Source organism: Streptomyces sp. NPDC015532 (genome assembly GCF_043078065.1).
In the GTDB taxonomy this organism is placed as follows: Bacteria; Actinomycetota; Actinomycetes; order Streptomycetales; family Streptomycetaceae; genus Streptomyces.
Genome location: NZ_JBIBSY010000011.1, coordinates 1 through 17,988 on the forward strand (window position 1 = coordinate 1; position 17,988 = coordinate 17,988).

General features: G+C 69.8%; 19 protein-coding genes. 13 read left to right on the forward strand and 6 right to left on the reverse strand.

The genetic code is table 11. From position 1 onward, the window contains the following. Nucleotides 1-968: 968 nt before the first annotated feature. The 5 genes from ACF07B_RS28175 (at nucleotide 969) to ACF07B_RS28195 (ending at nucleotide 3,334) form a co-directional block, all read left to right on the forward strand. On the forward strand, nucleotides 969-1,595 hold the full coding sequence (locus tag ACF07B_RS28175; protein WP_331751964.1) for a hypothetical protein: 627 nt from the start codon (nucleotides 969-971) through the stop codon (nucleotides 1,593-1,595). 133 nt (nucleotides 1,596-1,728) lie between these two features. Continuing rightward, nucleotides 1,729-2,019 (forward strand): hypothetical protein, encoded by a 291-nt coding sequence (locus ACF07B_RS28180; RefSeq protein WP_392180995.1) that lies wholly within the window; start codon nucleotides 1,729-1,731, stop codon nucleotides 2,017-2,019. 241 nt (nucleotides 2,020-2,260) lie between these two features. Further along, complete coding sequence (locus ACF07B_RS28185; protein WP_212728891.1) at nucleotides 2,261-2,491, forward strand: hypothetical protein; 231 nt, start codon at nucleotides 2,261-2,263, stop codon at nucleotides 2,489-2,491. Between the two features lie 153 nt (nucleotides 2,492-2,644). After that, a complete protein-coding gene (locus tag ACF07B_RS28190; RefSeq protein WP_392180996.1) occupies nucleotides 2,645-2,920 on the forward strand; it encodes a hypothetical protein in 276 nt (91 codons plus the stop codon). An 81-nt stretch (nucleotides 2,921-3,001) separates the two neighbouring features. Next, a complete protein-coding gene (locus ACF07B_RS28195) occupies nucleotides 3,002-3,334 on the forward strand; it encodes a hypothetical protein (protein WP_392180997.1) in 333 nt (110 codons plus the stop codon). Here ACF07B_RS28195 and ACF07B_RS28200 read toward each other — a convergent pair. Continuing rightward, entirely contained in the window at nucleotides 3,281-4,243 is a 963-nt protein-coding gene (locus ACF07B_RS28200) for a transcriptional regulator (protein ID WP_392180998.1), read from the reverse strand. The two genes, ACF07B_RS28195 and ACF07B_RS28200, sit on opposite strands and share 54 nt — an antisense overlap. An 812-nt stretch (nucleotides 4,244-5,055) precedes the next feature. On the opposite strand from ACF07B_RS28200, the gene ACF07B_RS28205 reads away from it, so the two are divergent. The 4 genes from ACF07B_RS28205 to ACF07B_RS28220 all read left to right on the forward strand — a co-directional run bounded on the left by ACF07B_RS28205 (nucleotide 5,056) and on the right by ACF07B_RS28220 (nucleotide 8,071). After that, on the forward strand, nucleotides 5,056-5,274 hold the full coding sequence (locus tag ACF07B_RS28205; RefSeq protein WP_392180999.1) for a hypothetical protein: 219 nt from the start codon (nucleotides 5,056-5,058) through the stop codon (nucleotides 5,272-5,274). A 551-nt stretch (nucleotides 5,275-5,825) separates the two neighbouring features. Next, the gene (locus ACF07B_RS28210) at nucleotides 5,826-6,299 is read left to right on the forward strand and encodes a hypothetical protein (protein ID WP_329448963.1); all 474 of its coding nucleotides are present in this window, start codon (nucleotides 5,826-5,828) and stop codon (nucleotides 6,297-6,299) included. A gap of 44 nt (nucleotides 6,300-6,343) precedes the next feature. Then, the gene (locus ACF07B_RS28215; RefSeq protein WP_392181000.1) at nucleotides 6,344-7,567 is read left to right on the forward strand and encodes a DUF4262 domain-containing protein; all 1,224 of its coding nucleotides are present in this window, start codon (nucleotides 6,344-6,346) and stop codon (nucleotides 7,565-7,567) included. 51 nt (nucleotides 7,568-7,618) lie between these two features. Then, nucleotides 7,619-8,071 (forward strand): hypothetical protein, encoded by a 453-nt coding sequence (locus ACF07B_RS28220; RefSeq protein ID WP_212728887.1) that lies wholly within the window; start codon nucleotides 7,619-7,621, stop codon nucleotides 8,069-8,071. A gap of 220 nt (nucleotides 8,072-8,291) precedes the next feature. On the opposite strand, the gene ACF07B_RS28225 is transcribed toward ACF07B_RS28220, so the two are convergent. Continuing rightward, entirely contained in the window at nucleotides 8,292-9,131 is an 840-nt protein-coding gene (locus ACF07B_RS28225) for a hypothetical protein (RefSeq protein ID WP_212728886.1), read from the reverse strand. A 343-nt stretch (nucleotides 9,132-9,474) separates the two neighbouring features. Between ACF07B_RS28225 and ACF07B_RS28230 the strand changes: the two genes are divergently transcribed. Next, nucleotides 9,475-10,827, forward strand: coding sequence for a helix-turn-helix domain-containing protein (locus ACF07B_RS28230; protein WP_392181001.1), 1,353 nt, complete (start codon nucleotides 9,475-9,477; stop codon nucleotides 10,825-10,827). A 38-nt stretch (nucleotides 10,828-10,865) separates the two neighbouring features. On the opposite strand, the gene ACF07B_RS28235 is transcribed toward ACF07B_RS28230, so the two are convergent. Beyond that, a complete protein-coding gene (locus ACF07B_RS28235) occupies nucleotides 10,866-11,669 on the reverse strand; it encodes a GNAT family N-acetyltransferase (protein ID WP_392181002.1) in 804 nt (267 codons plus the stop codon). 228 nt (nucleotides 11,670-11,897) lie between these two features. Here ACF07B_RS28235 and ACF07B_RS28240 point away from each other — a divergent pair, with 228 nt between their 5' ends. The 3 genes from ACF07B_RS28240 (at nucleotide 11,898) to ACF07B_RS28250 (ending at nucleotide 15,317) form a co-directional block, all read left to right on the forward strand. Then, the gene (locus ACF07B_RS28240; protein WP_392181003.1) at nucleotides 11,898-12,938 is read left to right on the forward strand and encodes a hypothetical protein; all 1,041 of its coding nucleotides are present in this window, start codon (nucleotides 11,898-11,900) and stop codon (nucleotides 12,936-12,938) included. 151 nt (nucleotides 12,939-13,089) lie between these two features. Beyond that, nucleotides 13,090-13,299 (forward strand): hypothetical protein, encoded by a 210-nt coding sequence (locus tag ACF07B_RS28245; protein ID WP_392181004.1) that lies wholly within the window; start codon nucleotides 13,090-13,092, stop codon nucleotides 13,297-13,299. A gap of 200 nt (nucleotides 13,300-13,499) precedes the next feature. Next, nucleotides 13,500-15,317 (forward strand): RNA-binding domain-containing protein, encoded by a 1,818-nt coding sequence (locus tag ACF07B_RS28250; protein ID WP_392181005.1) that lies wholly within the window; start codon nucleotides 13,500-13,502, stop codon nucleotides 15,315-15,317. A gap of 42 nt (nucleotides 15,318-15,359) precedes the next feature. Here the strand turns inward: ACF07B_RS28250 and ACF07B_RS28255 are convergent, their stop codons facing one another. From ACF07B_RS28255 to ACF07B_RS28265, 3 genes are all read right to left on the reverse strand, one after another. Continuing rightward, nucleotides 15,360-16,286 (reverse strand): immunity 49 family protein, encoded by a 927-nt coding sequence (locus ACF07B_RS28255; protein WP_392181006.1) that lies wholly within the window; start codon nucleotides 16,284-16,286, stop codon nucleotides 15,360-15,362. 106 nt (nucleotides 16,287-16,392) lie between these two features. Continuing rightward, entirely contained in the window at nucleotides 16,393-16,719 is a 327-nt protein-coding gene (locus ACF07B_RS28260) for a WhiB family transcriptional regulator (protein WP_392181007.1), read from the reverse strand. A gap of 159 nt (nucleotides 16,720-16,878) precedes the next feature. Further along, on the reverse strand, nucleotides 16,879-17,886 hold the full coding sequence (locus ACF07B_RS28265) for a hypothetical protein (protein ID WP_392181008.1): 1,008 nt from the start codon (nucleotides 17,884-17,886) through the stop codon (nucleotides 16,879-16,881). Between the last annotated feature and the right edge of the window lie 102 nt (nucleotides 17,887-17,988).

Sequence of the window (17,988 nt, forward strand, 5' to 3'; positions counted from 1 at the left end):
CCCGCGGAGCGGGTACAGAGGGCGCAGAGCGCCCTCTGAAAGACCGTCAGCGCAGAGCGCTGACCGGCCGGCCGGGGGCCGGCCGAGGAGCCGGCCCGCGGGGCGGGCCGGAGGCCGGCGGGTGGTCCGGCCGCGAATTCGGTTTCTCTTTCCTGTGGTTGGGGTTAACGAATGGCTGGCTAGGTGGAGGGGGTTCCCTCGGTGGTCCTGGCGGGCCTTTTCTGTGGTTTCTCGACGGGTTTTCAGGTTGTCCCGGTGGTGTTTCTCTGCGGGTGGTCCTGATTTCCTGTGCTGCCAGATCATTCTAGGGGTTCGAGTCCCTGGAATTCAAGTTGCGCGGCGGGAATTGACGGGGTATCCGCTTTCCGTGCCCGGGGGCTGCTCCGGCGGGGCCGGGGTGCCTCTTTGGGGGCTGTAGCAGCAGCCTACAGGGCTCTTGGCGGTTGGGGAAGGGGTTCCGGGTGTGTGGCGTTCACGGGATTCTGTGCGGCTTTCCGGAGCGCGTGTGGGGTGGCGTTAGATTCGGGGGTTCGCTGTTTGAGGGGGTGTTAGATCCGGTGGCCCGGGGTGTTAGATCCGGGGCCGCTCCAATCGGCGCGTACGGGGCGGATGTTAGATTCGCGGGTTGGGCGGGGGCGGGTTTCCGGGGTGGCGTTAGATTCGCGTTGTGGGCCCGTGAGGGTGTTAGATCCGGGGTCGTGCGGGGGTGGGGTCGGGTGGTCGCCGGTGGCTCCGGTGGGGTCGGGACGAGTCGGGGGCGGGTGCGGGGGTGTGGGTGTGATCGGTCGCGGGGTGGGGGTGGCGGGGTGTGAGGTTCCTAGTTGGGGGTTGGTTTGGTTGAGCGTGTGGGGGTGGTCCCGTTTCTGTGTTGCGTATTCACGATTCGATGTGTACAGTAGTTATCACGAGGTCGGGGGAACGAAGAACCGGCCGAGAAACCACCTACTGACTCCCTTGGAGGGATCTTCATGTCCGGTACCCAGACGTTCACCACCCCGGCCGGTCACACCTACTCGTACGCGGTCGAGACGGGCGAGAACGGCGAGTCGGTCTACGACCTGTCCCGCGTCCTCCAGGACGGGACCTTCCCGATCGGCACGGTCGTGGTCCACCCGAACTGGGAGCTGTTCCCCAAGGTCGAGGGTCTGCTGAACGTCCAGTTCGGCAAGGGCAGCGGGACCAACCGCCACGAGCGGACCGACGCCCCGAAGCTCGGTGACATGGAGCTGCCGTACGTGGTCGGCAGCCACCTGGTCAACCCGGCCGACCTGACCGCCGAGACGGACAACGGGGCCGCGCCGCTGCTGAAGTTCCGCAAGCAGATGCTCGGTTCGGCCTTCGAGACCAACTCCCCGGCCGAGAACGCCAGCCCGGACACCTTCGACAAGGTCCGCGACCTCGTCACCGCCCTGGTCACCACCTACCAGGCCGACAAGAACACCCCGGCCCGCGAGGCCACCTACACCAAGTTCCTCAACGCCCAGCGCGCCGAAGCCATCCAGGCCCAGATCACCAAGCTCGACGACAAGGCCCAGGCACTCGCCCTCTACCGCGCCGAGCTGGTCGAGAAGCTGAACGGCTACAAGACCGCCTAACCCCCAAGACAGGGCCGGGCGACCCCAACCCCCCACAGGGGCCGCCCGGCCCGACCCCCAGACCCCCACGGGCCCGCCACAGGGCCCCCCACACCGAGGCGGCCCAGGGCGAGATCAAGAGCGAGAAACCTACATGGACTTCAGCGAGGCAGTGCGGGCCCCGGATCCGCGGCTCCAGGGCATCAAGGTCGGTGACCAGGTCGCCCAGTACGAGACGTGCCAGGTCCACTGGGGCTACACGATGGTCACCGTGGCCAAGATCGGCCGGGAGCTGATCCACACTTCGGACGGCCGAAAGTTCAAGATCAAGGACGGCATGGAGAACTACCGCTCCACCGTCAGCTACACCCGCATCGTCCGGCTCAGGGAGACCGGGATGCCGGAGCGTGCACCCGGGGCAGCAGCGGATGGCGGGCCCACCTGAGCAAGAAGCTGAACGGCTACTAGACCCCCCACCCACCACCGGCGGCCCGCAACACCCCCACCCGGGGCCGCCCGGGAACCCCCTGGGGCCACCGGATCAGTACGCGGCCCTCATCCGGCCTACGCGCCGTAGAGCCCGCGAGAACACCTAGACCAGGGCAGGACGGCGCCCACCCCCGGCCCGGCCCCGGCCCTCCACAGGGGTCCCGGGCCGGACCCAACACCAAGGAGCAGCACCTGAGATGGGCACAACCCTTGCCGCCCTGTCGGCGGAGCACATCGGAATGTTGGTCGAGGTCGACGATTCGGTCATGGCCGACTCTCAGACCGTGCTCTACACCGCCACCCGACGTGTGCGACTCCTCGACTTTGAGCAGCGCAACGGCGCCACACGCCTCCTTGACGGACTCGTTCCGCAATGGCCGACCTGGATCGAGTGGGCCGACTGGCGCAAGTTCCGCGTACTGAACTGACCCGGCTGGCCCTCACACCCCAGGAGCACCACCGCCCTCATAACCAGGGCAAAACTGCCGGACCCACCGGGCCCGACATCGGCTCCCGCACCCCTTCTAGCCGGGGCTGGACCGGGCCACTCAAGGCACCACAAAGACCGAGAGGCCGCAGGAATGACATTCGACGAATGGGCCGAGCGCCTGGACCGGGTCTACATAGACGGGGCTCAGCACGACTGGCGCGACGAGGACAAGAGAGCGTGGGATGAGGCCATCCGCGAGATGTCGGTCGAGTTTCCCCACCTCGCGATCACGTGGATGGATCCGAAGTGTGGCTGCTGCACCTTGGAAGACCCGGCGTTGCTCGCCTTCGACGATCCTCGGGGGCCGGGCGGGTTCGAGCTGCTCTACCCGACCTTTCGCCCGACACACACCTACTACCTGGGCTGACGACGCCCAGCACGCCGGGCTCGGCTTCCGGCTCGGAGTCCATGCGGACGTGGTGTCCGCAAGCGAATGAGAGGAGAACAGGTGTTCCAGGACAGCAGCACAGTGAATCGTCAGGAGTTCATGGACTCGCTGCGCGAACAGTGGGAGGCGCAGCCGACTGAGCAGTACGAGTTCCTCGGGCTGACTGGCATGGACTACAACGACTGGTTGGAACACCGCCACGGGTGGCCGGTCGATGCGGCTGGCAACTGCCGCGTCCATTCGGAACTGGAGGAGTTCCCGGCAACAGAGTGCACGGTGTGCTCGACCCTGATCAAGCTGTACGAGGAAGGGGCGGTGGGGATTCGGTCGGCGGAGCGGTCAGAGGGCGACGCGCAGGGCGGTGCGGCGGGCGAAGGCGGTGAGTCCCGGTAGGTCCGGCCGGCGCGCGGCGACCTCGGCAGTCAGCGCGCGCACCGAGGGGCGGCGGGCCTCCAGCGGTGCGGCACGCTCCACGAGTTGTAGCTGGACGAATGCGGATGGCACGTCGTCAGCGGCCAGCAGGGCGCGGGCGGTGTCGGTCGCCGCGCGGGCTCGGCGCTCCGGCGTGGGCAGCACGGCTGGCTCCAGGCCCGCGGCGTACGCCAGGGCGCGGTCGATGTCGCCGAGCTTCTGGTGGATCCCGACCCGGTACAGCATGCACTGCGTCGGCGACAGCTCCCCGTCCGCCGGCACTCGCCCCCGGTCGTGGAGGAGGCGGGCCGTGGTCTGTTCGGCCAGGGACGCGAACTGCTCGGCAGCGGAGGGCATGCGGGCCTGGGCGGCGGTGTACGCGGCGGTCAGGGCCACCATTCCGGATGCGTCCAGGACGACCGCGGACGGTCGGGGGCCGGCGTTCAGCTCATCGTGTGCTTCCTGGAGCAGCTGCAGGGCGCTATCCGGGCGGCCCGTACGGCGCAGCGGCGTCGCCGCCGCGCGCGCGGCGGCCGCGAGGAGGACCGGGTGGCCCGAGCGGCGGGCCGCCGTTCCGGCCCGGACTGCGAAGGCGGCCGCCGTGTCTACGTCCCCTTCCTTGACCGCCAGCTGAGAGGCGAGCACCCATACCCCTGCCGCCCGGCTGGCGCCGACCGGGCCCGTTCGTTCGCTCTCGCTCGCGCGGGCCACCATCCCAGGGAGCACCTGGTGCAGCCGGTCGTACCTGCCAGCGGCGAACAAGCCCTGCGCGGCCGGAAGTTCCCCGTCCGCCAGGCGCTGGCCGAGTCCGCTGGCAAGTGCCGGTGTCGTGTCGCCCGCCCATAGCGCCGCCGCGCAAAGCCCGGCGCTCAGTACCCTCCTGCGCTCCATCACTAAGCCACCGTCCTCCTCGACCGCTGTTCCGGGCGTCATCCGGGGTCTTCGGCCGTCCTTGCGACGGTACGGGCCTGGCCGGGCCTCGGGCAGGGCGCACATCTGCCGGCTCCGCGCGCCCCTTTCTGCTCTGGCGCTCCGGTGTCTGGGCAGGCGGATGTGGGGGCGCAGAGGCCCGGCGCGCCGCATGGGTAACGGGCACTCGCGCGTCGCGGCATAGGGACGGCGGCGACCGGACGGTCCCTGAGGCCCTCCGGCACATGCCCGGGGGCCCGGGTCCCGAGGCGGACGGCCCCCCGCTCTCGTTCAGGTTGAGGCTGGCCGTGCCTTGCATGGGAGTCGAGAATCTCGGATGTTGCGTCTTAGTGTTTCCATGTGTATTGTTGTTCTCGCGAGGGCGGGGGACCCGCAGAACCCGCCGACAAGCCACCCGACCAACAGGCCGCCGCCCGCGGCCTCGTCGAGGAAGTCGACCCGACCGGGGTCACCGGCTGCATCTCCCCGTGACAGCCCCAAGTCACCGCAGGACAGCCCTTCCCGCAGGGGCAGTCCGCGCCCACCCACTCCGACGATCCTGAGAGCTCGCGTTGTTCTATTTGATGAAATGCCCCTGTTGCGGCCGCCCGACCATGTTTCACGAGCTGGAACGCCACACCGCCCCGAGCCTCTTGATCGACCCCGAGACGGGCTTGCCGCCCGGCGTCTCTCCTGACGGCCACCGTGCGACCCCTTCACCAGCGGCCACAGCCAGAGCCCGCAAGCAGCCCCTGTGCCAGTCGTGTCTCGATGACATACGGGCCGGGCGAGCGGTGACCTTCTCCGTACGCCTGAAGGGCGAGCAGACCGCGATGGCTGTCGCCCACGAGATGCCCCTCCTCGACGACGAGGGCCGGGTGATGGCCGTCCGCTGTCCGTCCGCCGGGTGCGGAGCGGTTGTCGACCTGATCAGTGGCCGGCTCGACGGCCACATCGTGCGCGTCCAGGAGTGCCGCATGTCCGGCGTGCGGGTGGTGGTCAGTGAGGAGTGAAGCGTGAGCTGAACAGCCTCAGTCGCTGACCTTCTAACCCTCTCGGGCCGTGCCCGAACCCCTGAACCGCTGTCCCGACGACTGCCCCGACTGCGCCGAGAACGACCACGCGTGAGACATCGGGGCGAATACGGAGTTGATCTCGACATGAGTACCCCCGTCCCGGGAACCGGGGCAAAGAAGCGTCCCGCGAGGCGTCGCAAGGTCAAGAACGCTCGGACCGGCTCCGTGGGAAGCAAGATCCTGCCGGGTCGGTACAGCGACGAGGGCGAAAAAGGGCCCTGGTTCCGGCGTCTGGTTCGCCGCGCTGAGACGCGCGACTGGCAGCGTGAGACATCGCGGCTCTGACAGCCACCGTCAACCGGTCCTCCCCGTCGCGCCGGACAGCCGGAGAGCCGCCTCGCGCCGGTCTCCGCAGGTGCGAGGGCGCTGGCCGAATAGCCGAAGGCCCTCTGCTTCACCTCTGCCGCTCCCGAAACGCGCGGCCCTGCCCCTCCCCCCTCCCCCTTCTATGTGCGCGCCCGTCGTGGCGCTCGAACCTAGGAAGAAACGTGTCTGCTGATCTGCAGCTCCGCATCCATTCGGCACCCGCTGGCGAACTCGTTCCGCTTCTCGACCTCATGCGGGAGCACGGCCTCCGCGGCGAGTACGAGCGTGGCCCTGCCGAGGTCCTCACGCTAGGGCAGGTCTACCGCTCCCGGGACGCCGCTCTGGGCCTCTGCGAAGAGGTCGCCGCGCGACTGGAGGAGGACGCCCCGAACGCCGTGTTCGAGCTGTGGCAGGACCCTCACTGGAGCACAGACGGGCACTACCACGCACACGTCCCGAAGTTCGGACATTTCGAGGCTGGCTGCGATGCCGAGGGCGTTCCGCATGTCGGCGTGCACGACCTCATCCAACGGCTGAGCAACAGCCCGGGAGCGACGCTCGGCGACTGGATGGCGGGCGAGGGGGCCGGCCTTCTCGGCATCGCGGTGCTCGCCGTGGTGGGCGAGTACCGGGCGCAGCAGTCGTCCGACTCCTGATCCGGGCTCCTCCCCCCTTTCACCCCGTCGGGGCCGGTTGGCCGGTGACGCATGCGGCGGCGCGGCGCCGCCGCTCCGCGATCGCCCGGATCGACGACGCGCACAACGGCCAGCCACTCCCCGGCCTCCCCCACCCACGATTCACTGGAGAACTGATCATGGCGGACATCCGCATGCGCTTCCTCGGGCACCCCTGGGAGCGAACCACCGTTTCTGCCGATTCCGGGACCCCCGAGGAGGTGTTCATCGCCCTCTTCCTCCGGGCGATGGAGACCGTCCCCGAACTGTGCGCCTTGCCCGGCGACCTGGAGACGTACACGGTGCGCTGGGACGGCGACGAAGCCTCGATCTACCACCCGGATGTGGAGCAGGTCGTCTTCCGTGCCCAGCCCGCGCCCGAGCGTTCCGTGCAGGGGGGTGCTCCGGTCGGGACGCGGCCGCCTGAGGTGTGGCGCGGGGAGCGCGGCCACGACTTCTATCCGGCTCCGGCGGTGCTGGCCGAGATCCCGGGTCTGTGGGCAACGGTCTTGGAGCCGCATGGGCACAGGGTGGTCGGCCTCCGGTACTTCTCCGCCTGGGGCGAGTGGTACGTCGTGGAGGTCGATGACGCGAGCGGTGAGGCTTACGGGTGGTCGTGCCTGGGCGGTGACCTGTCGCAGGGCCGGTGGGGTTTGATCGATCTTCCGGCTCTGGAGTCGTTCCATCAGGAGGACGACCTGTCCCAGTTGGTTGTTCGCGATCTGGATTTCACACCCGCTGTCGCGGCCAGTGTTTTGCGGGAGGGCCGACCTTACGATTCCTGCGGGGACGCGGATTGCCGTGTGTGTCTGCCCGATTTCATGACGGAGTACGTTGCTCGACTGCGTGAGATTATCGCGGAGCACGGGTTCGCCGTCCAGGCGGTTCTTGCTGATGAGGGTTCTGCCGCCTATTGCTACACCGTCGGTCTGCACGAGTCTCTGGGACAGGAGTTCGTGATGGCCGGCCTGGACGTCAGGGCGATGCAGGGCGTGCTCCATTCCGTCGTCGAGCGGTTCGCCGCATCGTCTGGTCCGGTCGCCGGTGAGGTCCTGGACGGGCTTCTCGCGAACGGATTCCGGCTGCTCATGCGCCCCGTGGAGTCCTTGGAGCCCTTCGCGATGCTACGGGCGGTGTATGGCCGGGATACCGCTGTGCCGTACTGGCAGGCCGTGTGGCCCGATCGTGACGGCGTCTTCCCGACTGATGCTTCTTGCTCGCTTTCGCCCGGAACGCAACCGCTTCTCTAGCCGATTTCGGGGTTCTCAAATTCTTGCGTTGTCGTTTTAGGGGGTATTTTCATGCGTCAGCCCGAACCGCTGGATGCTATTGAGGAGCTGCGGCTCTTTCTGGATTTCGCCGTTCCGCTGTGCGGCAGTGATATCGCGTACAAGCTCAGGCAATGGGGCCATTCTCGCGAGCAGGCCAAGAACTGGCTCCGTGGTGAAGCCGAGCGCGCTGGCGGCAGCTTGGGCGAGAACGGTGACGTGCTGCAGTTCAGCGATGGTCGTCCTCGGTCGGGACGCGCGCAGAACCGTGTGGTCCGGACGGCGAGTGAGCTTGCTCGCGGCGTGGCAGCGGCAGCGCTGCTTGCTCAACTGGAGGGGAAGAGCGGGGTCGAGGCTTTCGGTGGCTTCTACGGTGTCGCTGCTGGGCCCGCTGAGGCGGACACGGCCCGAGTCCAGGATGGGGAGAACGGTGCAGTCGGTGGCGCCGCTCGTGGTAGCTGTCCTGTACGGCGGCCGGCTGCATGAACGCGCCAGGGGAGTCCCGGTGCCGCGCCGTTGCGCGGCACCTCGTCCCGGCCGGTGAGTCGAGCCCGCAGAGAGCCGTATTGGAGCTCTCGGCTCACCCATTAGTCTCGCTGTGGCCCGTGCCGGAATGGAGTGTGCGGGACAGGCCCCGGTCCCCGTGACGGGACGCAGTACGGCCGGGGCCGTCACTCCCGGGGCGGTTCGTACAGTCGCCGACGGCTCAGTCCAGGCGGGAGAAGTCGAGATCCACCAGGATCTCCTTCAGGTCGACCTTCTCGTCGAGGCAGAAGCCCCGAAGCTCGTCCCACATCTCGGAGACACCCTCCAGAGCGCCACCGAGCAGGGACAGTTGCCCGCGGTCCTCGTCGTATTCCTCGTCGTGGAGGTAGACCATCTCCGCCTTCTGGAGCTCGCGTACGACGCTGAGCAGCGTCGTACGGTCCGCCGAGAAGCGCCGCAACACCAGTTCGAAGTCCGTGGTCTCCTCGTGGACCACGAGGGCGAGGACCTGTCGGGCCATCCGCGTGAGGCCGCCGACACGCCCCGCGAAGCGGTTGACCAGTTCGAGGACGTCCTGTTCGTCCGACGGATCCTGGTCGGCGTCCTCCCAGGCGAAGAAGCGGCGCATGGTGGTGGCGGGCCGCACCAGGAAGCCGTTGACCGTGTCCCGGAACTCGGCCTCGATGTCGTCGACCGTGTACCGGTACGTGCCCTCATGCTTCTGTTTGACCGCGCGCAGGTACTCGACGGTGTAGTTGTCCCGGGTGACGCTGCTGTCGATCAGGTCGTGGTGCACCCCGCACAGCAGCATCAGGTTGTCGAAGTCCCTCAGCTGTTCGACGTCCCGGCCGTCCCATGCCTCGTGCCGGGCGCTGCCGGGCTCAGCGCCGATGATGTGGGCGATCTTGCCGACCCAGGCGCCCTCATCCGTGACCAGCCGCGTTGGGCAGTGCGGGTCGCCCCAGGCGCACTCGTTGCCGGAGAACGCCCACAGCCGGCGCGCGACGCCGGACATCGGCTCCTTGCGGTTCTTCTCGGGGCCGCTCGTCCGCTTGGCCACAGCCCGCCCTTCCTTCGCCCTGACGACAACGCGCAGCGTAGTCGAGTGTGTTGGGGTGCGGCATGCGTGCTGGTTGTCCGGCTGCTACGGCGCAGGGTCGGGCGGGCGCGGGGGCGAGTTCGGCCTGTTCGGCGACGGCGCCGAGGCGGTCGGCGGGCACCGCGTATGTGGCCGCGTAGCCAGCGGCTGTGCTGGGCCTGACGCTGGGCGCTGGTGGCCGGCCGAGGGGTGAGGCGGGTCTGCTCTGGTGTGGGTGAACTTCGGTCGTTGTCGCCCGAGTCCGTGTCGTAGTCGGGATGATGTGGCACGTGCGGGGCCGCGGCGGCCGCGGGAGGGGGTCAGGGTGAGCAGGTGGGGGAAGCAGCAGGACCGGCTGGTGGTGCGGGCCGTCGACGTGCTGTCGGGTGTGCTGAACGGCGCGGTGCCGGAGCCTGCTCGTCGTGTCGTCGCCTCCCGGGCACTGCTGGCCGTCGAGGAGTTGGTGTTCCCGATGCACGAGGAGCTGGTGCTGGAGGAGAACGCGGACGCGGCGGCGCGTGAGGCTACCGATGAGCAGTGGGCACACGACGCTGCGGTGCGCGGGTGGGTGATCGAGACGTTGGCCGAGCACGCCACGTCCTACAACGAGCTCCATGAGGTGTGGGAAGACGATCTGGAGTACGTCGAACCCCGTGGTGACCATCCGGTGTGGGCGCTGCTGGAGCTGGCTCCCTTCGCGCGGCGCCTGCGGCTGCTGCAAGAGGCGGCCGCGAAGACCGCCGTCGGCCTGGGCGGCGACGTCGGCGTCGGCGCTCACCAGATCGGGCACTGGGCGGCGGGCCGGTCCCGGCCCGGAGATCGTGAGCGGGAGGCGCTGGCGGAGGCGCTGGGTGTCCACCGGGCGTGGCTGCACGCTTCGCGCGACGAGCAGCCCGATGTGCAGCTGTACAGGTTCGCGTCCTGCCCGTGCGAGAAGCCGACCGCCATGACGCGGCTGGGGCTGGGCCGGGAGGAGCCGGACTGGTACGACAGCCCCGCCGAGCAGGCTGCCGCCGTGCACTGGTGTGGCGGCTGCCGGCAGGGCTGGGTGAAGGACGCGGCCGGGTGGCTGCTGCCGCTGCCTCCCGGGGAGGAGCCGAAGCCGTCCCACAGGGACTTGGCCGGCCTCGGCCGACCGTTCAGCAGCAGCCCCTCGGTAACTTTCGATGAGCCGTGGCCGCGGGCGCTGTGGCAGCTCCCGGCAGGCCGGAAAGGCCGCGCCCGCACCGCCTACCAGGTCCCGGAACTGCTCACCCGGGAGCCGCAGACCCTGCCCGTACGGCCGGCGGCCGCGCGCATCGTCGTGCCGGAACCGGTGTGGGGGGCCGGTTCGACGGAACGGCTCGCCGCGAACGCGACGTGGTGCCGCACCTGCCGGGCCCTGGCCGACGCGCCTGAGGGGGCGGCCGGCGGCCCGTGGGTTCTGCTGCACCGCAGCGAGCCGCGACGCGAGCTGAGCACCTGGACCTACCCCACCGAGAAAGACGCTCTGCATCACGGCGCCCATCTGGCCATGACGTACCTGCAGCTGGACGACGGTCCCCTCGACCCTGTGGCGCTGGACCTGTTCGTCGGCCAGGCTCACCCCCAGGTCATCGCCCGCTTCCTCGAACTGCACCCGGAGACCACCCAGTTCGAGGTCGCCGAACTCGTCCCCATGCACGCCAGTGAGTTCTGAGCCCCGACGCGCTCCCTTGGCCGCGCCGGGGCGAGCGGTCAGGAAGCTCCAGCCGTTGTCAGCCAGGCGATCCACGCGCCGTCCTGCGCCCTGCCCAGGTGCAGGTCCGGCGTGTGATCGGCCATGCGGGCGCAGACTCGTCCGTAGGCGCCGTGACGGGCGGGGCACAGCCGGGCCAACTCCTCGGGGGTGAGCACCGCGAGGTCGTCGGGGAGGCCCTGGCCGGCCGCCGTCGCGCGTGCCTGGGCACCTCGTCGGCGTTCGACGGCGTCCCGGTGCTCGGCGAGCAGACGGACCCAGCGCAGATCGCTGTCGTCCTGGTCGCCCGCGGGGGTGTAGAGGCACTGGCGCGCACCGTGCTCGTCGATCTCGTCGACGACGATCATGCCGATCGACTCCAGCATGCGGCACGAGGCCAGGTTGGCCTTCTGGGTGACCGCAACCAGCGGGCCACCGCCCGGGACGGCGTCCGTCCACCAGCTGACGGCCGCGGCGACGGCTTCCTTGCCCAGCCCTTCGCCCCAGGCGGAGGGGAGCAGCTGGTAGGAGATTTCGGCGCGGCCCTCGCACCGGTGGTCGGCGCCGATGGTCACCAGGCCGATCGGTTGCTGGTCGGCGACGCGGACGACGGTCCACGCGCCGGCCGTCGTCGGGTAGGCGGCCTGCCGGGCGGCGACACGTTCCTGCGTGACCGGACCGCCGAGGTGCGCGCGGACCCGGTCGTCGGTCAGCAGCTCGTGCACGAGGAGTCCGTCTTCGTGGGTGACCGGCCGCAGGAAGAGATGGTCGGTGCGCAGCTCGGCGGGCCAGAGGCGGTCCAGGGCGGTGTCGACGGATTCCATGAATGTCACCTTGGCAGCCGGCGGCTCGGAGCGGGCCGGCTTCGTACGGAGACGCACGGGCGGGTGACGGGAGTGAGCGGCTCCGGGGCTGGCCCCTGCGGTGGAGCCGTACGAACGCTCGGGCTTTCGGTTCGTGTTCGGTTACCGGCGGGGGCATTGTCGGTGGCGGCTGGCAGTCTGACCGGGACAGAGGCAGGGCCGTTTCGGAGCAGCAGGAGAGGTCGCACCGTGGACCAGTTCAGGGGCTGGAAGAGGTACCCGCGCGTCATGGAGGGTGCTCTCGCGCGCGCCGGCTACGCGGATGCCGAATTCGCGGTGCGCCGGGGAGAGGTGCGGGGTACGGCGGAGGCCCGGTGGGCGTGGATCGGCGGGGCTGCGGAGCTGACGGCCGAGGAGTGGCCGGACGGGCTGGAGCTGGTGTGGAACTCGTCCGCAGGCTGGGCGTATCAGGAGCGAGACGGCAACAAGCTCGTCGCGTTGCCGGTGCCGGTGCTCGCGGCACCGGAGGCGATCACTGCGCTGCTGCCGGCCCTCATGGACGGACGCCGCGACCAGCTTCCTGCATCCGAGGATCGGTGGGAGCACGCCGCGATCCTCGCGAGATGGTCGGAGTCTGCCGCAGTCCTCGGCGACGACAAGTACGACGCGGCCTACCAGCGCGCCGAGGAGGAAGCCGCGACATACGACCGGTGGCAGGCCGAGCTGAGCGACGACCTGCCCGTCACGGCGCCGTTTCCCGTGGAGGCCAACGGCACCGCCGGGGCCGCCGCCCTCGGGTCCGGTGACGTCCGCACGCCAGACGCGGCGGAGCGGGCCCGGCGCGCGCACGTGGACGTCATCCTGCAGTGGGCCCTCAAGGCTCGCGATGACCGCAGCCACGACCCGGACCCGGAGGCGTTCGGGGCCCTGTGCGACTTCTTCACCCGGGCCGTGGTCTTCCCCGGGCTGATGGACCCCGACGACGGGCAGCGCCACACCAGCGACCCCTCTCGCGCCTTGGCCCACCTGCTCATCCAGCACCTGGAGCGTTACGGCATGGACCTGGAGGACCTGCCCGAGATGGTGTCGCCCGATACCTCGGTCGCGCCCGTCGGGGACGCGGTGGCCGAGTGCATCGTCCAGGCGCTGCGCTCCAGCCGCTGGTTCAGTGACGCGGTCTCCGGAACCGGCCAACCCAGCAGCGAGGTGATGTTCCGTACCGTTTTCGGCAGCACGGGCGTTCTCCACCTCGCCGACGTGACCGGCCCGGACGACCGCCCGAAGGCGTAGGGACGGAACTCGGTGATGCAACCACCGCAACGGTGGCTGCGCACGTCGGGCGTTCACCCCGTCCGGACGACCCCGAGGCCCAGTCGCGGGGAGGGAACTGCCAGAATTCGCCGACGTTGCCAACCACCGCCTTCGACTGGGGGGAAGCCCTGTGAGCGACAACATCGACGTGGAGGCGACCAGGCTCCCGGACGGCACCCTCGTCCTCCCCCTACCCACGGTCACCGCGATCCTCCGGCAGATCGCGGACAGGGCCGAAGCCCGGCAGCAATCGCAGCGAGTCACGGACCCCATCACGGAGATCCGCGCGATCGCCGACCAGATCGATGCCGCTGGTCTCATCGATCAGGTCGGGCCGTAGCGACCGCACCGTGCAGCGGGGCCCCAGCCCCACATTCCGTCAGTCGGATCAATGGATTCCGTACGTAGGCCCCTGGTGCCCGTGCTGGTCCGGCCGTCCCCTCCTCAGATGACCTGATCAGGCGTTCCCGGGAGACGGTGAACTTGTGGAACCAGGCGGCGGAGGGCCGGAGGGCCGGAGGGCCGGAGGATACTGCCGGGATGCCGACCGATCTGAAGAGCGCACTGGCCGCGCTGGAGGCCCACCAGCCCGGCTCGCTGCTCGGACTGCGCGAGACACAGTGGCTCGATGCGAAGGCTGCCGCGTACCAGCTCGATGCCGACCCCCGCGCGCCCGAGGAACTCGCCAAGGATGTCGCCGCTTTCGCCAACGGGGGAGGCGGGGTCATCGTGATCGGCATGGCCACCCGCATGGAAAGTGACGAGGAAGTCCTCGACCATATCAGGGGGCTCGCCCAGGATGCGGTGAACGTCGACCAGGTCCGCAAGGTGATCCGCGCCCGGGTCACCCCCGCGCCCCGCGGGGTACGCATCGGCTGGTCCGGCGACGGTGAGGAGCGCGTGCTGTTCATCGACGTTCCCGCGCAGCCCGCGGCCACGCTCTTCGTCGTGGCGGCGCCGACCGGGAAACCGGGCACTCAGCGGACGGACACCGTCGCCGTGCCGGTGCGAGACGGCGACCAGACGCACTGGCTGCCGCGCGCCGAGATTCAGGCGTTGCTCTCCGCGGGTGTCCGGGCTTCCGGAATGCCGACCGCCGAGGCCCTCGCCGACCTCGTGCGCCAGGCCGTTTCCGAAAGCGGGTCAGAGGGAGGGCTGCGGGTCGGTCAGGGGCTCCCGGATCGCGAGCGGGAGATGCAAGAGGCATACCGTCAGTTGGCCAGGGCCGAGCTGGGGGAACCGGCCGGGGAAGCATGGGCCCACGGGTCGACCGCTCTCCAGGATCTGCACCACGCGCGCGACGGCGAGCCCGGCTGGGTGCTGTGTCTGGTTGCCGGGCGCCCGCCGGTCGTGGTCGCCGCGCCCATCTGGCAGGCGATCGTCGAAGCCGGCCGGCACGCGCCAGGTCATGATCCGCTCGCAGCGATCGGCCTTCCCCGCCCGCCCGAGGACACGGACACCCCGTGGGTGATCGCGGCCGACTCACGGGGTGTGGACGTCGACGGCGGATCGTGGGGCGCGGGCCGCCTGGCGTGTTCCGGGCGAGGCGTGTGGCGGTGGCAGCCGCTCCCCCGCTTCAGCGTCAACCAGGGGCGGTCGGCCGAAAACTGGACTGCCGGGCAGACACCGGCGCTACGGCTGCGCGCCGTGGTGAACCTGCCCTGGGCCGAGGCGAGCGCGCTGGAGATCAGCAAACCCCGGCGCACTCTGCTCGAGCAGCAGCTTCCGCACAGCGCGGTGGCCGGGGCGGTGACGATGCTGTCCCTGCGCCGGGGCGCGGAACTTCCCGCCGCTCGCTGGGAACGGGGGCCCTTCGGCAACTCCGCCCGATCTGTCGGCTACTCGTGCACGATCGCCGGACCGGACGGCGGCCCGGCCCTGAAGGCGTCCGTCATGCTCGCCCTGCCCACCACGATGGAGTCCACCGTGGTCGCCTGCTCCGACGTTCTGATCGAGAACCCGCAGGCATGGGCGGCAGCCATTGGCCCCGGCTGGGACACGCGCCTGGGCTTCGACGAGGTCCAGGCCGTGCTGCTGAGCACGTGGGAGACGGCCGCCGAGCTGCTGCCCGACGTCGTCGGTGACCCGGCCGGGCTGTCCTGGTCCGCCCCGCCCACCACCGAACTGCGGATGACGTGCGAACAGCCCGCCGACAACGGCGTCCTGCCCGCCCTGGACTCCCTCGTCGACCTGGAGTCGCTCGGCACCAACGATGGCGGCACCAGACCGCGGATGGCCGTCACCATCACGGCCGCGCCGGCGATGGGCCAGACGGAGCGCCAGAGCCTGCTGCGGGAGGCGCTGGTGCACATGGCCCGCCAATTCGGGTACGTCGACGCGGACTTGGACCTGCTGTAAGCCCGGAGGTCCGGCGACGACCGTTCTGCTCGGCGGGCCGGGTCAGGAACCGACAGGGGTAGGCGGCTTCAGCAGCGAGGTCGGAAGGTAGGCGGACCTGGTCTGCAGGTCCCAGCCATGCGCCTGCACGGCGAGTGCGGCCAAGGCGATCGTGCCCAGGGGAAGCAGACTCCCGGGCGCGGGATTCTCACCGACGCCGGCACGGTGCTGGGCCAGTCGTTCGTCCAAGGCCCGCTCGAAGGCGCTCTGATCGTCGCGGAGCAGGACGCGCAGCAGGCGCTGGTCGGGACTCACGGCGTGGGCGGCGTCCAGGGCGAGGGCCGCGTCCAGTCGCTCGTCCGTCGATGGCTTGGTCAACGTCACCTGTGGCCAGTCTCGGGGCAGGTGACCGCGGGCCGGGGTCAGGTAGCCGCACAGGGCGTCCATGTGTGCGAGGTCGTCCGGTTCGGAGACAGAGTCCCGGCCGGCGTGGGGCAGGTTGTTGCGCAGGGCGGGTGCGTAGTCGTTGCGCAGGAGCAGACCGATCACCCGTTCCCAGTCCCGCACCAGGCCGCTGGCGACGCAGATGTCGAAGGCGTCGACCCATGTACGGGCGGTGACCGTGTCGGTCGCGTCGTGCATCTCGTCGTAGTCCAGCTCTTCGCTGGTCAGGCGCGTCCCGGTGAGAGGCAAGGGGATCTCCCAGTCGCCTCTGGGGGTACAGCCCAGGTCCAGGACGCCCAGGCGGCATTCAGCAGCGGTGACCAGGGCGAGGCGGGTGCGCTCGTCGTCGAGGTCGGGGTTCTGGATGGTGCGCGCTGCGACGTGGTCGAGCAGTTCGTGGCCGAGTTCCTCGAGCATCACGCGCATCGGGTAACCGCGTTGGTAGACGTCCTCGAAACGCTCCTGGACACGGTCCGCTTTGTCACCGAGGGCCTGGTCGAGGCGCTGCTGGTTCACGCGGTGGCGTGGCGCGTTGCTGATCTCCATCCGTGGATCGTGTCACGCCCCACCGACAGCGCCGGCCTTGCACTTTCCGTCCGTCGACCGCATTCCGGCGACGCGGGCTCCGAAGGCATTGTGCGAGCGGGGGTGATCACCCCGTGGCGTTCCAGGGCTGCTCGTCGTCGGACCGGACGATGCGCTCATGTTCTGATCGGGCCGCTTCGAGTAGGCGGCGCCAGGAGGTGACCAGCGGCCGGCGTCGCAGGAGGGAGCGCCGTTCACGCTCGGTCATGCCGCCCCAGACGCCGTGCTCGATGCGATTGTCGAGGGCATGCGCGAGGCACTCGGTGCGCACCGGGCAGCCGGTGCACAGAGCCTTGGCCCGGTTCTGGGCCGCCCCGTCGACGAAGAGCTCGTCCGGATCTGCGGTTCGGCAGATCGCGTGTTCGCCCCAGGTCTCCTGTTCATCCCCGACCATCTGGACGCCGTCCCCTCCCCGGTCCGGCCTGCCGTTCCCCCCCGGCAGACGCAGTCCGGAAACCGTACGGCAAGCACGCAGGTCGTGGGACCTCGCCCGGTTGCGGCAATCCCTTTGAGTGACGGCGGCCTTGACGACATCGCCGGCGCGGGGCTCGGCTCAACCGGTACCCGAGCAACCGGGCATGGGCGGCAATGAGGCTTCGCCCGTCAGAGCGCTGGTGCGCTGCCGGATCGCCGCGAACATCTGCGCGCGATTCTCTTTGATCGGGTAGTCGATCCGGTCGTAACGCAGTTGGAGGGCGGCGGTGCGATCCGGGGACTTCAGGAGGACCAGCCCGAGGCCTTCTCCGGGCGTCAGGTCGCGGTGGCCGCACAGCTCCAGCGGCAGACCGTGGTGCGGGTCGGTCAGGGCCTGGACCAGCTCGGCGCGGCGCAGGCCGGTGTCGGAGTCGTGTTCGAGCTGCAGGATCCACCACTCCCCCAGCCTCGCCTCGTGCCCGGTGACGACCTGGGGGACGGCGACCGTGTGAAAGAGTCCGAGGCGGCGCAGCAGACCGCTGGGCAGCCAAGCGGCGTCGCGCCATGTGGACTCGTAGGCGATCGGCTGGCGTTCGTCGTCCCACTGCTTCTCGTAGGGGGTCCAGGTGTCGCCGGCCAGCCAGCAGGCTTCTGCGCCGTTGCTCTGGAACTGCTGGGCGAGGGCTGCCTCGGCCTTCTGGAAGGCGCGGCGTGAGGGGCCGGTGAGCTGGATGCTGGTCGGCTGCCCGAGTCGGCGGAGCTCGATGCCGCGATCGGTGCGTGCGCAGATCCGGACGCCGTTGAGTCCGTAGATTTCGTCTCGTCCGGTGCGCATCGGTGCGCGGGAGGGCAGCAGCCCGCCCAGCAGGCTGTCGAGGCTGTCGTTGCTCTCCAGGTGGAGCCTGATGCTGTGCGGGGTCGGCTGCACGTAGCGGATGCCGAAGGGGTACTCGAAGAAGTGCCTCTGAGAGTTGAGGACCCAGTAGAACACCTCGGATTCGAGGAGGAGTTGCGCCTGCTGGGCCGGTGCCGGGATGAGGGGCGCGCCGGGCTGCAGGGCGGTGACGGCGTCGCAGGCGGCTTGGCGGGGGGCGCCGGTGTAGAGGGCGTAGGCCCGGGCTCGGCTGCTGGTCTGGGTGGCCGACATGGCTTCAGGCACCTTTCGCTCAGCTCCGTCGGCCCGCGGAGCGTGAGGAACAGGCACTGGTGTGCGGTGTTGCGGTCGGTGGGGTGCAACTGATCGAAGCCG